Source organism: Rhodococcus sp. Leaf225 (assembly GCF_001426145.1).
Taxonomy (GTDB): Bacteria; Actinomycetota; Actinomycetes; order Mycobacteriales; family Mycobacteriaceae; genus Rhodococcoides.
The window spans coordinates 82,184-95,616 of sequence record NZ_LMRN01000007.1 but is presented as its reverse complement, the minus strand read 5'-3'; the positions used below and the strand labels follow the sequence as shown (position 1 = coordinate 95,616).

At 69.3% G+C, this 13,433-nt stretch carries 12 protein-coding genes; 4 read left to right on the top strand and 8 right to left on the bottom strand.

What is annotated here, in order from left to right; genetic code table 11:
- Positions 1 to 276 precede the first annotated feature (276 nt).
- The 3 genes from ASG69_RS00540 to ASG69_RS00530 all read left to right on the top strand — a co-directional run bounded on the left by ASG69_RS00540 (position 277) and on the right by ASG69_RS00530 (position 4,168).
- On the top strand, positions 277 to 999 hold the full coding sequence (locus tag ASG69_RS00540) for an ANTAR domain-containing protein (protein WP_155956911.1): 723 nt from the start codon (positions 277 to 279) through the stop codon (positions 997 to 999).
- Positions 1,000 to 1,035: 36 nt separating this feature from the next.
- Entirely contained in the window at positions 1,036 to 3,414 is a 2,379-nt protein-coding gene (locus ASG69_RS00535) for an HAD-IC family P-type ATPase (protein ID WP_056446569.1), read from the top strand.
- A 103-nt stretch (positions 3,415 to 3,517) separates the two neighbouring features.
- A complete protein-coding gene (locus tag ASG69_RS00530; protein WP_235578795.1) occupies positions 3,518 to 4,168 on the top strand; it encodes a glycosyltransferase in 651 nt (216 codons plus the stop codon).
- On the opposite strand, the gene ASG69_RS00525 is transcribed toward ASG69_RS00530, so the two are convergent.
- The 3 genes from ASG69_RS00525 to ASG69_RS00515 form a co-directional block, all read right to left on the bottom strand.
- A complete protein-coding gene (locus tag ASG69_RS00525) occupies positions 4,169 to 4,711 on the bottom strand; it encodes a class I SAM-dependent methyltransferase (RefSeq protein WP_056446563.1) in 543 nt (180 codons plus the stop codon). It lies immediately after the preceding gene.
- Positions 4,712 to 4,842: 131 nt separating this feature from the next.
- Positions 4,843 to 5,565, bottom strand: coding sequence for a PIG-L deacetylase family protein (locus ASG69_RS00520; protein WP_235578794.1), 723 nt, complete (start codon positions 5,563 to 5,565; stop codon positions 4,843 to 4,845).
- A gap of 26 nt (positions 5,566 to 5,591) precedes the next feature.
- A complete protein-coding gene (locus ASG69_RS00515; RefSeq protein ID WP_373425242.1) occupies positions 5,592 to 6,557 on the bottom strand; it encodes an acyl-CoA dehydrogenase in 966 nt (321 codons plus the stop codon).
- Positions 6,558 to 6,743: 186 nt separating this feature from the next.
- Here ASG69_RS00515 and ASG69_RS00510 point away from each other — a divergent pair, with 186 nt between their 5' ends.
- Positions 6,744 to 7,610 carry a short-chain dehydrogenase/reductase gene (locus tag ASG69_RS00510; protein ID WP_027504363.1) on the top strand — a complete coding sequence of 289 codons (867 nt, stop codon included), beginning with the start codon at positions 6,744 to 6,746 and terminating at the stop codon, positions 7,608 to 7,610.
- Here ASG69_RS00510 and ASG69_RS00505 read toward each other — a convergent pair.
- The 5 genes from ASG69_RS00505 to ASG69_RS00485 are packed head-to-tail and all read right to left on the bottom strand — an operon-like array spanning position 7,554 to position 13,377.
- Complete coding sequence (locus tag ASG69_RS00505; RefSeq protein ID WP_056446558.1) at positions 7,554 to 8,738, bottom strand: PucR family transcriptional regulator; 1,185 nt, start codon at positions 8,736 to 8,738, stop codon at positions 7,554 to 7,556. The genes ASG69_RS00510 and ASG69_RS00505 overlap by 57 nt on opposite strands.
- Before the next feature lie 34 nt (positions 8,739 to 8,772).
- Entirely contained in the window at positions 8,773 to 9,606 is an 834-nt protein-coding gene (locus ASG69_RS00500) for an SDR family NAD(P)-dependent oxidoreductase (RefSeq protein WP_056446555.1), read from the bottom strand.
- Entirely contained in the window at positions 9,600 to 11,366 is a 1,767-nt protein-coding gene (locus ASG69_RS00495) for an alpha/beta fold hydrolase (protein ID WP_056446552.1), read from the bottom strand. Before ASG69_RS00495 ends, ASG69_RS00500 begins: the two co-directional genes overlap by 7 nt.
- A complete protein-coding gene (locus tag ASG69_RS00490; protein ID WP_056446550.1) occupies positions 11,363 to 12,853 on the bottom strand; it encodes a flavin-containing monooxygenase in 1,491 nt (496 codons plus the stop codon). The genes ASG69_RS00495 and ASG69_RS00490 overlap by 4 nt, the downstream gene beginning before the upstream one ends.
- On the bottom strand, positions 12,853 to 13,377 hold the full coding sequence (locus ASG69_RS00485) for a thioesterase family protein (RefSeq protein ID WP_235578830.1): 525 nt from the start codon (positions 13,375 to 13,377) through the stop codon (positions 12,853 to 12,855). Before ASG69_RS00485 ends, ASG69_RS00490 begins: the two co-directional genes overlap by 1 nt.
- Positions 13,378 to 13,433: the final 56 nt, after the last annotated feature.

Sequence of the window (13,433 nt, the reverse complement as noted above, 5' to 3'; positions counted from 1 at the left end):
TTCGCGGAGATCCCCAGGTGACCACGGTCTTGCCGACTGCGCAAGATCCGGCTCCGCGACCGAGCATTCTGCGCACAGCACCGCATGTCGTCGTGGGTCTTCCGAGCGTGTCGACCACTCAGGTGACCGCCGACACCCGGTGAGTGGGCGCCCGTGTTCGAGGACACCGGCCGGATGTGGTGTGCGGAGCCGACGGACGGGTACACGATGAACGGCGAGACACACCCTCAGCTGCGGTCCACGAACCGGTTACACGAACGCAGCGAAGGACGCCCCATGGCATCGAACTCGGCCCGCGAGCCCCATCCACCCGACGAACGCGTCACGGGCGCCCTGCGGTCCGGACGCACTGCGGAGACATGGCTGGCCGCGTGCGTGCAGTGGTGCCGGGCGGACGGAGCCGCCGTGGTGGCGGAATCGGCGGCCGATGCCGACGTCCGGCTCGTCACGTACGCGACGGACGACCTGGCGGAGCGGCTGGCCGACCTCCAGTACCTGCTCGGCTGCGGACCGCACACCGAGTCGATGGCGGGAGCGGGACACAGCCGACTCGATGTCGAGGACCCTGACCACGGCGTCCGCTGGACCACTCTCGTCGACGAATTGGCGACCCTCGGAGTCGTCGAGGTCGCGACGTTCCCCATCGGTGCACCCGCCACCCCCCTGGGAACGCTCCAGATGTACTGGCGTGGTCGACGCCGCAGCAGCACGCACTCCGACGCCGCCATCGCAGCGCTCGTGGAACGCCGCCCGGAGTTGCTTGCGCCGCGAGTTCCCCTGTGCGACGACCTGGACGGAGACACTGTCCTCACGGCCGTCGACGGCGGGCCCGACCACGGCTTCGACCTGTCGACCGTGCACCTGGCGATCGGCGTGGTGGTCGCTCGGCACCACCTCGGCGTCCAGGCAGCGTCGGCACTGCTGCGAGCACAGGCCTACAGCGCTGGGACCACGGTCACCGAGCAGGCTCGACGGGTGCTGGACGACCAACGAGGCTGACGACCGTCGTCGCCGACACCCACTAGGCTCCCCTTCATGCTGTCGAGCGACGTCCCCACCGCAGTCGGACTCACCACAGCGGAAGCGGAGACCCTCGCATCGCAGGGTCGGTCCAACGACGTGCCGGCCCGCTCCTCGAGGTCGGTCGCAGACATCCTGCGCGGCAACATCTTCACGCGCATCAACGCGATTCTGGCGGTACTTCTCGTCATCGTGCTGTCGACCGGATCGATCATCGACGCGATGTTCGGTCTGCTCATCGTCGCCAACAGCGGGATCGGCATCATCCAGGAACTGCGCGCGAAGCGCACCCTCGACGCGCTCGCCATCGTGGGCCAGAGTCGGCCCCTCGTGCGACGAGACGGCCGTGCACGGGACCTCGCTCCCCACGAGGTGGTGCTCGGCGACGTCGTGGAACTCGGTCCGGGCGATCAGATCATCGTCGACGGCGACGTGATCGAGGCGGACTCGCTCGACGTCGACGAATCACTGCTGACGGGTGAGTCCGACTCGATGACCAAGACCCCGAGCGACTCCGTGTTCTCCGGGTCGTTCGTCGTCGCCGGCCGCGGAGCCTACCGCGTCACCAAGGTGGGGAGGGAAGCGTACGCGGCCCAGTTGGCCGAGGAGGCAGGCAAGTTCACGCTCATCGACTCCGAACTCCGGTCCGGTATCGACCGCATCCTCCGCCACATCACCCGGGTGATGGTCCCGGCCGGCATCGTCATCGTCGTCAACCAGCTCGTCGTCACGGGCCAGCCGCTCGGCCCCGCGCTCAACGGCATGGTGGCGGCGCTGGTCCCGATGGTGCCGGAAGGACTGGTCCTGCTCACCTCACTGGCCTTCGCCGTCGGCGTGGTCCGCCTCGGACGTCGACAGTGCCTCGTGCAGGAGCTTCCGGCGGTCGAGGGGCTGGCCCGTATCGACGTGGTGTGCGCCGACAAGACCGGAACGCTGACCGAGAACGCGATGGTCATGTCGGACCTCCTCGTGCTGTCGGCCGAGTCCGACGAGGACGTCCGGCGCGACCTGTCCGCCGTCGTCGCCGACGACGATCGACCGAACGCCAGCATGATCGCCGTCGCCGACGCGCTTCCGACCGCGCCTGCCCGGACGGCGTCCGCGCGGGCTCCGTTCTCGTCGGAGAAGAAGTGGAGCGGAGTCTCCTTCCCCGACGCGGGCAACTTCCTGGTCGGTGCTCCGGACGTGCTGCTGGATCCGGCATCGGAGGCCTCCGCACGCGCCACCGAGCTGGGCGCGGCCGGAAAGAGGGTGCTGCTCTTCGCCACCAGCGACCTCCCGATGGATCACGCCGACGCGCCGGGTGTCGTGACGCCCCGAGCCCTCGTCGTGCTCGAGCAGAAGATCCGGGCGGACGCCGGCGACACACTGAACTACTTCGCGGATCAGTCCGTCCAGGTCAAGATCATCTCCGGCGACAACGCGGTGTCCGTGGGCGCGGTGGCCGGGTCGCTCGATGCTCTGCCGTCGGGCGATGCGGTCGACGCTCGCAGTCTCCCGTCGAACACGGACGATCTCGCGGACACCATGGAGCGTCATGCCGTGTTCGGACGGGTACGCCCGGAACAGAAGCGGGACATGGTCACCGCCTTGCAGAGCCGTGGTCACACGGTGGCCATGACGGGTGACGGCGTCAACGACGTTCTCGCACTGAAGAAGGCCGACATCGGTGTCGCCATGGGCGCGGGAAGTCCCGCGGCGCGGTCCGTGGCGCAGATCGTGTTGCTGGACAACGCCTTCTCGACGCTGCCCCACGTGGTGGCCGAGGGTCGACGAGTCATCGGCAATATCGAACGGGTCTCCACGCTGTTCCTCACCAAGACGGTCTACTCGGTGGTGCTCGCGGTCCTCGTCGGGCTGTCCGGCCTGCTGTCCCTGGTCGTGAACGTCGACCCGCTGCCCTACCCGTTTCTTCCCCGCCACGTCACCATCGCGGCGTGGTTCACCATCGGCATTCCCGCGTTCCTGCTGTCGCTGGCGCCGAACAACGAACGGGCCCGCTCCGGCTTCGTCCCTCGGGTACTGCGCAAGGCGGTGCCTGCAGGACTGGTGGTGGGAATCGCCACGTTCGCGACCTATCTCGCCACCTACGACGGACCCGATGCCTCGCGGGTGGACCGGATCCAGTCCAGCACCTCGGCGCTCATCACTCTCATCGTCGTCGCGATGTGGGTCCTCGGGACGGTGGCCCGGCCCATGCAGTGGTGGAAGGTGACGCTGCTGACCGTGTCCGTGGCGGCCTACGCGGTCATCTTCACCGTGCCGCCACTCGCCCGCTTCTTCGAGCTCGATGCGGGCAACGTGTCGTACACCGTGCTCGCCTTCGTCTCCGCGGCAGTGGGTATCGCGGTTCTGGAGGCGGTACGCCCCGTCATGCGGCGCCGCGCGGCGTAGCGCGCACAGCACCGCGCGCCGCGCATGATTGGCGACGACGGGAATCGGGCATTTCACAGCTGTGCATTTCACGCCGGCCCGGGTCGAGCGCATCGTCGCAGTGGTGCCCGCCCACAACGAGGACGCATCGCTGTCGGCGTGCCTCGATGCCCTGCGCACCGCTCGCACGCTGTCGCCGGTCCCCGTCCGACTGGTGGTGGTGCTGGACGCCTGCAGTGACCGCACCGCGGAGGTGGTGGGTGGGGGCGTCCGGTGCGTCACGACGGACGTCGCGAACGTGGGAGCTGCACGGGCCCTGGGGTTCCGATCCGAGACGTCGAGCGCCGGATCGTCCACCTGGTACGTCAACACCGACGCCGATTCGCTGGTCGACCCCGGCCACTTCCGATCGATCGTGGCGTGCGCTGCGCAGTCACACGTCGTCCCCGGACCGGTGCGCGTCGACGAGGGCCTGCGCGATCCCGTCGTGCTCCGGCGATTCCGGCGCGACTACGCGGACCGTGAACGACGCGGTCTCCTGCAGGTCCACGGAGCCAACCTCGCGGTGCGCGCCGACGCCTACCGTGCGGTCGGCGGCTTCCGCGCGCTCGCCGTCCACGAGGACGTCGATCTGGTCGAGCGACTCGTACGCCGGGGGTACCGCATACGCCGCACCGCCGCTCCGTGCGTGACCACGTCGGCCCGCACCAGTACGCGCACCACAGGAGGTTTCGCCGCGTTCCTCGACGAGATGGCGACTCCCGTCACCGCCTGATCAGTGTGCGCCGGTACCCCGCGTGAAGACGTCGACGAGAACGTCGTCGTCGCGGTACTCCGCCCGGAGGAGCAGGTGCGGTGACGCGCGGAACGCGGTGTGCACCTCGGCCGCAGTGCTCGGGTACTCCGGAACGTCGTGGCGCCAGTGCGCGACGCACACGGTTCCGCCGGGCTCTGCCGCACCGACCGCCTTCGACACCAGAGCGTCGAGCGCCGTCGGGTGGACGTAGTAACACATCTCGCTCAGCACGACGAGATCGAACTGCTCGTCCGGCCACCCGTCGTGCAGCGACTCTCGGCGGAACTCCACGTTCGGAATCCCACGCTCCCGTGCGCGACGCAACGGTGCCTCCGCGATGTCCGTGGAGAGCAGGCGATCGGCTCGGCCCGCGATGAGTTCGGACAGAACTCCGACGGAACACCCCGGCTCGAAGGCCGACCGGTACCGCTCGTTCGGGAGCATCGCCATCGTGAGGGCGTACTTGCGTCGCTCGTACCACCGGCTCTCGAACCCCCACGGGTCCGGATCGGCCTCGTACATGCGCTCGAAATAACTCGCCGGGACACCTCCGGCCTGCCCGCCCGTTTCCGACCGGCCTCCGGCCTGCCCGCCCGATTCCGACCGGCCTCCGGCCTGCCCGCCCGATCCCGACCGGCCTCCGGCCTGCCCGCTCACACGAACACCGTCTCGTGAGAACGCAGGAGCCGCTCCAGAACCCACGGCGGGAGGATCTCGTCCTCGTTCCCGTCCCGAGTCGTCTGGCTGACGAATCTGCTCACCGCTACCTCCTTGCGCGCGATCGCGTCCGCGTCGAGCGTGATCGTGCGGGCCGACTCCCAGTCCACGGCCTCGTCCCCCGGTTCTGCCCAGTGCCACATCCACACCGGGTACTCGACGAGCGTGCACCCGTTCCGGCTCGCCGCCGCGGCCGACGCGCGCCCGACCGCTTCGTGATCGGGGTGGCCGTCGCCGCGCAGCGTCGTCGCGCACCACACCGTCGTACCGCGCCCCACGGTGTCGAGCACGTCGACGAGAGCGTCGACGAGGGCGCGCTCGTGCTCGGCCACCTGTCCGTCGGGCATGCTCAGCCGACGGATGTCGACCATACCGAGATCCACCAGCGCCGAGGCACTCTCGGCTCTGCGCACCGCTTCCAGGTCGGCGCGCGACCGCGCGGGCGTGGGGGTGTGAGACGCGCCCCCGTCGGTGACGGCGACCACCGTCACCGGAACACCGGATGCGGCCAGCATCGATGCCCAGCCGCCCAGACCGAGGACCTCGTCATCGGGGTGCGGAGCGACGAGGACCAGATGCGCCAGCCCGTCGTGGACAAGGTCGGGGTACGTCGGACCGTTCTCGCGCCACACGGACTCGGGCGTTCCATGCTGTGCCACCGGGCGTTCCGCGAACCTGTCCACACTCACGATGCGGAACCCGACGCCGCGACCGCCCGGCCCAGGTTCTCCAGATCGACCTCGGCGTGGCTCTGGCGAAGATACGTCGTCAGGTCTGCCACCCGGCGGGAGTGCTCCGCGTCCAGACCGAGGGGTGCCGCACCCAGCGCGCGGCCGACCCGGTCGAGAACTTCGGTGCAGGCCCGCTCCACGATGGCGCGAACCCGCATGGCGCGGACTCTCGCCTCGTCCAGAGCCAGTGGGTCTCGGTCCACCTCGTCGGCAGCGACGTCGAAGGTGTTGACACAGGCCGTCAGTGCCGCGTCCACTGCTCCGAGGTGCGCGAGCGCATGCGGTCCGGCCCGGTCCGCAGCGGCCCGGCGGTAGAGCGGGTCGGCGACGGCGAGTGCCACCCCGAACCAGCAGGCGGCCACCCCGATCGCACCGTGCCAGAATCCGGCACGCGCGGTGTAGTCACCCGGTTGCCCCACCGCGACCGCGGGCGTTCCCGCGAGAGACACTGCGCCGGAATCGCTCTCGCGCATACCCGTCGCGTGCCACGTGTTCGGTTCAGGGATCACGGTGCCGCTGTCCAGCGCCACGGCGAACAAGGCGGAGTCCTCCCCCGCCCGTGCCGTCACCAGCGCATGCGAGCAACTGTGGGCGCCCGAGCACCACATCTTCCGGCCGGTCAGCGACCAGGAACCGTGCTCGTCGGAGACCGCGTTGACGGGCGGCGGCGTCTCTGCGGCCCACACTCCCCACATCTGCTCGGACGAGGTCGCGGGACCACCCAGCTCCGCGCAGATGGCGACGGCGTCGAAGTGGGCTTCGAGCAACCGGCCGACCACCGCGTCGTCGCGGCACCACGCGGCCAGCAGATCCCAGCGTCGCCTGGTCGCACCGGACCCCGGTAGCGGGATCTCACCAGCGGACGCGATGCGGGACCGTACGGCCGCGGCGACACCGGGGTCGAGATCGTCCGTACTCACGTGAGTTGCTCCTGTCGTCGTTCCGCGGGGTACCCGATCGGCGTCAGGCCTACGCAGACCGGTCGATCGCTCGCTGTGCGGCTGCACAGCGCAGGCCGACCCGACGTGGAGTCACGCACCTGTCGCGGGGCTGCTCGCCGGGCGACGCTGAGGGGACCGCGAACGACGACCCGTGAAGGACAGCGCATGGCATCGATGGCAGGCAAGGTCGTACTCATCACCGGCGGTGCGTCCGGGATCGGTCTCGAGACCGGACGCCGACTCGCGTCGCAGGGCGCGCACGTGGTGCTCGTGGACCGATCCGACATACCCGCATCGGTGATCGGGAGCCTGGACACCAGCGCTCACGGCCGGCACCTGGCCGTGACCGCCGACGTCACGGACACCGCGTCACTCGAATCAGCTGTTGCACAGATCCTCTCGGAGTACGGGTGCCTCGACGTGGTGGTGGCCAATGCGGGCATCGCCGAGGCCGGCACCGTCGCCATCAGCGACGTCGAGACACTGACCCGCATCGTCGACATCAATCTGAACGGCGTCATCCGCACCGTGCACGCCACGTTGCCCGCCGTGACCGCACAGCGCGGCTTCTATCTGTTGGTCTCGTCCGCGGCCGCCCTGAAGACCGTGCCGGGCCAGTCCGCCTACGCGGCCGCCAAGACGGGTGTCGAGGCATTCGGCGGCGGACTGCGCCTCGAGGTGGCACACAAGGGCGTCGGCGTCGGGGTCGCGCATCCCGCATTCGTCCGGACTCCGATGTTCGAGTCGCAGCACAGCATCGAGTCGGTGCGGGCGAGCATCGAGGAACTGCCCTGGCCGTTCGATGTCGTCACCGACGTCGAGGACTGCGCCGACGCGTTCGTCGACGCCATCGTCCGGCGCCGCCGGAAGGTGTACGTGCCGGGCGCTCTGCGCGGCGTCGACAAGATCCGCGGTGTGTTCACCGGCTCGCTGTGGGACGCGATTCTCCGTCCGAAGATGCGGAAGACGGTTCCACTACTGGAGCGGGGGATCCTGGAGAGCCGAGCGCGCGCTGCGCTCACGCGTCAGTAGCCACCACGCGAGGACGAGATCGGCTGTCCGGTCGATGTCGAGGCCCGTCAGATCACCGAAACGCGCCACCCTGTTGCGCACGGTGTTGCGATGCACGTAGAGGGCGGCGGCGGTGTCGTCGACGCGCCGATCATGGTCGAGGTACGCCGCGACGGTGTCCAGGATCTCGCGACCCGCCTCGCCGCGTTCGGCCACCGTGGTCAGATGCGCGGACGCGAGTCGATCCGCGGCCTCCTCCCCCAGCGCGAGGAGAGGAAGCGGTCCGAGTGCGGCCAGGTCGACCACCCCAGTCCTCGCGAAGCGGGTGGCGAGGTCGAGTGCGTGCCGCGCCTGCCCGTACGACGCGCGCGCGTCCGTGGCCGGTCGAGCATCGCCCAGACCGACCGCCACCGAGGCCGCGAGGCGGTCCGGAACCACGGGCAGAAGGGCGACGAGACAGCCGTCGATGACCGCGTCCACCACGCCGAGATCATCGGTGCCGCAACGTAGTCGCAGCATCGACCGGATGTCCGACACGATCGACGAGTCGTTCCAGGTCACACAGGCGACGCTGTAGTGGTGATCGAGCGCGATACCGTGCTCACGGGCGTCCCGCTCGACGGACGCGGGCACGTACGACCCGTCGACGAGCTGCCGGATGAGATCCGCACGCCGGGTGGCACCCGTGACCGCTCGTTCCTGCATCACCGTGTTCACGGCGGCCGAGTACGACGTGGCCCACTCCCACATCATGTCCTGCATGTCGTCGATGACATCGGTCGACAACTGCTGCTCGACGGCGTTGCGCCGGATCATCTTGAACAGCTCGCGGGCACCGAGCTGGATGCTGTGTGCGACGAGTTCGAGGGGGATCCGCTGATCGGCCCACCGCCGGACCAGATCGGCGACGTCCCGCTCGTTCACGGCAGGTGCATCGCTACGCACTCGCCACAGCACGATGTCCAGGACGGCACGCGTGTTGCGCTGCACCTCCTCGTGCGCCACCGAGTCGTACACCGGAATGCTTCTGCGGTACAACGACGTCAGGTCCGACGCGACGGCATCGAGTTCCTGCTCGGCGTCGGTGACGAGGGAGGCGATGCGCGCGGCGATCTCCCGCTCCCGCGGAGTACCCGTCCGGTCGCTCATCGCGCCTCCTCTTCCACCACCCTGCCTGTCCGGTTCACGAGCGTCGCACATCCCGAGCAGCGAGCGCACGAATCCGCGGAGCTGCTGCTCGACTCCGCGCAGTGAACGGTGCCGTCGGGAGCGCGGCACGGAGGACGATGAGGACGCGGCCGGCTCTCGGGTACACCATGCGCGACGACCGCCGCTCCAGCGCGCGGACGATGTGCGGAACGATGTCGTCGACGGGGCTGACCGCACCGAACGGGCCGGGAAGGGCGGCGAGCAGGGCCGCGAACGCGGGCTGCGCCATCTTTCCCGTGACCATCGACGTGTCGATCCATCCCGGGTGCAGGGATCCGACACGCACTCCGGTGCCGCTGAGTTCCAGTCGAAGGGCGTTCGCGAACGCTTCCAGCCCCGCCTTCGCCGCGGCGTAGCCCGAGTGGCCGGGCTGATGAGCGAAGGACGCCCAGGAACACGTGAAGGCGATGTGGCCGCGCGAGACCAGAACAGCCGGGAGCGCGGCCCGCACGATGTTGTGGGCACCGATCAGGTTGATGTCGATCATGCGCTTCCACGCTCCGTCGGGCAGAAGGTCGAGCGGACCGTACTCCGACACACCGGCATTGGCCCACACGATGTCGACCCGCCCCCGCTCGGCGACGACGGTATCGATCACTCGGCGGCAGGCATCGGCGTCCCGGACGTCGAGCACGTGGGTGTCGCACGGGCCCGTCAGCGACCGCGCGGTGCGGGTCAGACCGCCCTCGTCCACGTCGAGCAGGACGACGATCGCACCGAGGTCCGAGCACCGCCGCGCCGTCGCGGAACCGATGCCTCCGGCCGCGCCCGTGACGACGAGGACCTGGCCGTCGAGGCTGCTCACCATTCGACTCTCCCCTGTGACGTGGGCGGGAGGTCGACGACCGCCAGCGCGGATTCGGTGATGCTTCCGAGAATCAGTTGCGTGCCGCGTCGGACCACGCTGGTCACCATCGAGTACTCGGGAGATGCCGACTGCAGGTCGTGCACGACCGTGCCGCCGGAGTCGAGAGCGATCACCCAGGTCGTGGACTCGCCATGTCGCACACTCTCGGGGAGGCGGTACGCGAACCTCCGGACGATGCCGGGGAGCTGCGCGACCCGATCGTGCAGTGTGCTGCGCGGCGTCGCCAGGGCCACCCACAGAAGGTCACCGTCGACCGAGACGTTGTCGGGGAAGGCGGGCAGGTTGTCGGCGACGACATGCGGCGGTCCGGCGTGACCGTCGACGAGGGGGTACCGCAGTACGGCGAAGTCGCCTGTCGAGATCACGGTGACGGAATCCTCGTCGTCCGAGACCGCCAGCCCGTTGGCGAACTGGACACCGTCGACGAGCGTGCGCGCGGCGCTGTCGGGCGACACCACCGCCAGCCGGCCCGTGCCGGAGTGCTCGAGGAGATCGGCGAGGAAGTCGTGGAACCCGAACCGCCGGGTGGACACCGTGAAGTAGATGTTGCCCGACCGCCCCTGGACGATGTTCGACGCGAAGGTGATCGGTTCGCCGTCGAGTCGGTCGAGAAGGACGTCGACCACCCCGGTGCCGAGATCCACGCGGAGAACACCTCGTTCGGCATCGCACACCAGCAACGTGGCGTCGTCGACGACGGTGATGCCGAGCGGTCGACCTCCCGTGTGCGCGAGAGTCTCGACGCCGTGACCGGTGTCGTCGATGGTGACCCGGACGATGCGCCCGTCCTCCAGGCCGGTGAGTACCCGCCCCCGCGAGTCCAGCCTGACGTCCTCCGGCCCGCGGCCCGGTAGTTCGAGACGCCGGATCGACGCCACCGGCTCCCTGCTCGTCACCTGCCGTGCTCGGGCCGGCGCGCTCGGTGGAGTCCACCGGACCGGGCGTAGTCGCGGAGCCACCGTGGAAGTGGGTCGAACGGCCTCGCTCGGGTGCGCGTCGCCGGCGATCACGGCGGCCACGGCACCGGCCGAACTCCACGGGGCACCGTGCCCCTCGCGCCGCAGCGGATACGCGGTGGTGCGCGGGCCGCCTGCACTGTCGGCCATCGCGGCCGGATCCACACGTCGGTCGTTCAGGCCGTACACCAGTGAGACCGGGACGGACAGTCTCGACAGTCGTTCTCTCAGCGGCGCTTCGGTCACGTAGTGGTCGATCGCCGTCGAGGACGCGCGGAACCGACGCAGTCCCGTCGCGACGAGGTCCCGCACCGCGAACTCGGGAACCGGACCACCGGGGGCGAACGCCGACGCGAGACCGGACCGGAGCCTGCGCTCGGGCAGCATCGTCCACACCGCGGCGCCGACGACCGGCACACCGAGAACCATCTCGGAGACACCTCTGGCCGTCAGCCGACTCGCCGTGGTCGGCGGAGTCGCGACCAGCACCAGACGGGTCACGAGGCCCGGGAACTGCTCCGCCAGGGACGTGGCGACGAGTCCGCCGCGCGAGTGTCCCACCACGACAGCGGGACCGATGCCGGCGGCCCGAACCGCCCGGGCGATGTCGAGGGCGTCCTGCTCGATCGACGCGGTACCCGCGATCTCGGGCGCGAGCACCGTACCGGTGAGCAGCGGTCGAACGCGATCCCAGATCGCAGGCGACCCGCCGAGTCCGTGCAGGAGGACGACGGGCTCGCTCATCGCGGCACCGTGTCCGCGTGGACCGCGTGGTGCTTCTCGTCGAATCGCTCGGCACGGCGTCGATACCCGAGGATGCTGCCCGGCCAGAGGTTGCTGTTGCGGCCGGCGGGGTCGAGGTACCAACTCGAGCACCCACCGCTCGTCCACACCGTCCCGTCGGTGAGGTCGTCGATGTCGGTCGAGTACTCGGCCTGCGCCCGGGCGGTCGGCTCGATGGAACCGCGTGCGGTCATCGCACGACGCATCGCCTTCTCGATGTATGCGATCTGAGACTCGAACATCAGGATCACCGACGTGTGGCCGAGTGCGATGTTCGGTCCGTGCATCAGATAGAGATTCGGGAATCCCGCGACGGTCGTTCCCAGGTAGGCCCGCGGACTGTCGCCCCACGTGTCCGCCATCGATCGACCCGACCCGTCGAAGACACTGTCCGTCAGCGGAAGTCGACTGGTGTCGAACCCGGTGCCGAAGATGACGGCGTCCACCTCGTGCGCGGTGCCGTTCGTGTCGATCACTCCGGTGGGAGTCACCGTCGCCACGCCCGCCGTCTCGACGGACACGTTGGGTTGCGCCAGGGCCGGGTAGTACTCGTCGGACAACAGGATCCGCTTGCAGCCCATCCGATAGTCCGGTGTGAGTTTCTGCCGCAGAACAGGATCGCTCACGGCATGTGCGAGGTGCGCACGACCCTCGCGCTCCCCCATCGCCATCAACGCAGGGTGCCGGAAGGCCAGGAGCTTCACCTCCCGCTCGAGGTAGATGGCCGCGCGCGCAGCACGCTGGTATCCGGGAACCGACTTCAGCAGGGTCCGCGTGCGTGCGGAGATGGGCTTGTCGTCGCGCGGCATCACCCACGGTGCCGTGCGCTGGAACAGGGTCAGGGACTCCACCAGCGGTTGGATTCTCGGGACGAACTGGATCGCGGAGGCACCGGTACCGACGACGGCGACGCGCATACCCGTCAGATCCGTGTCGTGGTCCCACTGCGACGAGTGGAACATCGGACCCGCGAAGGACTCGATGCCGTCGACGGCGGGGAGAGAGGGGTCGGCGAGGGATCCCGTGGCGAGAACGACGTGATCCGCGGTCGACGTCCCGCGCGGCGTCTCGAGAGTCCATCGCGCCGCGCTCGCGTCCCAGGTGAGGGACGTGACCGGGCACTGCGTCCGGAGTCGCGGGAGCAACCCGTGGTCCCGCGCCACCCGGTCGAGGTACTCGCGGATCTCGGGCTGCCGTGCGTAGGTGTGACGCCACCGGTGGCTGGGAGCGAACGAGAACGAATAGAGGAGGCTCTGGACGTCGCACGCAGCACCCGGATAGTCGTTGTCGCGCCACACCCCGCCGAGCGTCGCCGCGCGCTCGAAGATGACGACGCTCCCCTGGTGCAACGGTGCCAGCCCGATCGCTGCTCCGACTCCCGCGAAACCCGAGCCGACGACCGCCAGCGTGTGGTGGTCGGAACTCGTGGTGGTCCCGGACGATGTCATCACTGACCCTCTTTCCCTGCGTGGTGGTGACGGGCGAACTCCGACCATTCCGCGACTGCTGTCGGGATGCGGTCGGGCAGCACGAACGTGCCGTCGAGAGCGAGGATCCGCGCCGGCGGCACCGACCCGCCGCCCCGATCGGTCAGTCGGACGGACACCACCGCGGTGGCATGGTCGACGTCGCGAATGTGGAAGACCTGCTCGAAGTACAGGTTCTTGGCATCGGTACCGATCAGACGGGTCCGCACGCGATACGCACGCGGGAAGGTCAGCGAGCGCCGGTAGGTGATGCTCTGCGCCGTGACGACGGGACTCCAGCCCCGCACGCGGAATTGGTGCCACAGACCGGTTCTCGCGTAGTACGCGATGCGGGCCGCGTCCAGAACGGACAGGTACCGGCCGTTGGTCATGTGCATCAGGATGTCGAGATCCGCCGGGAGTACGCGGAACCGTGTCTCGAGAGGATCACCCACTCGCGCCGTCCGTCCGAACGAGTGCATGCGGAGGACCCAGCGCAGCATCATGATCACGTGCCACTCCTCGCCGGACGACGGTATCGATCACTCGAGTGTGGCCTTCG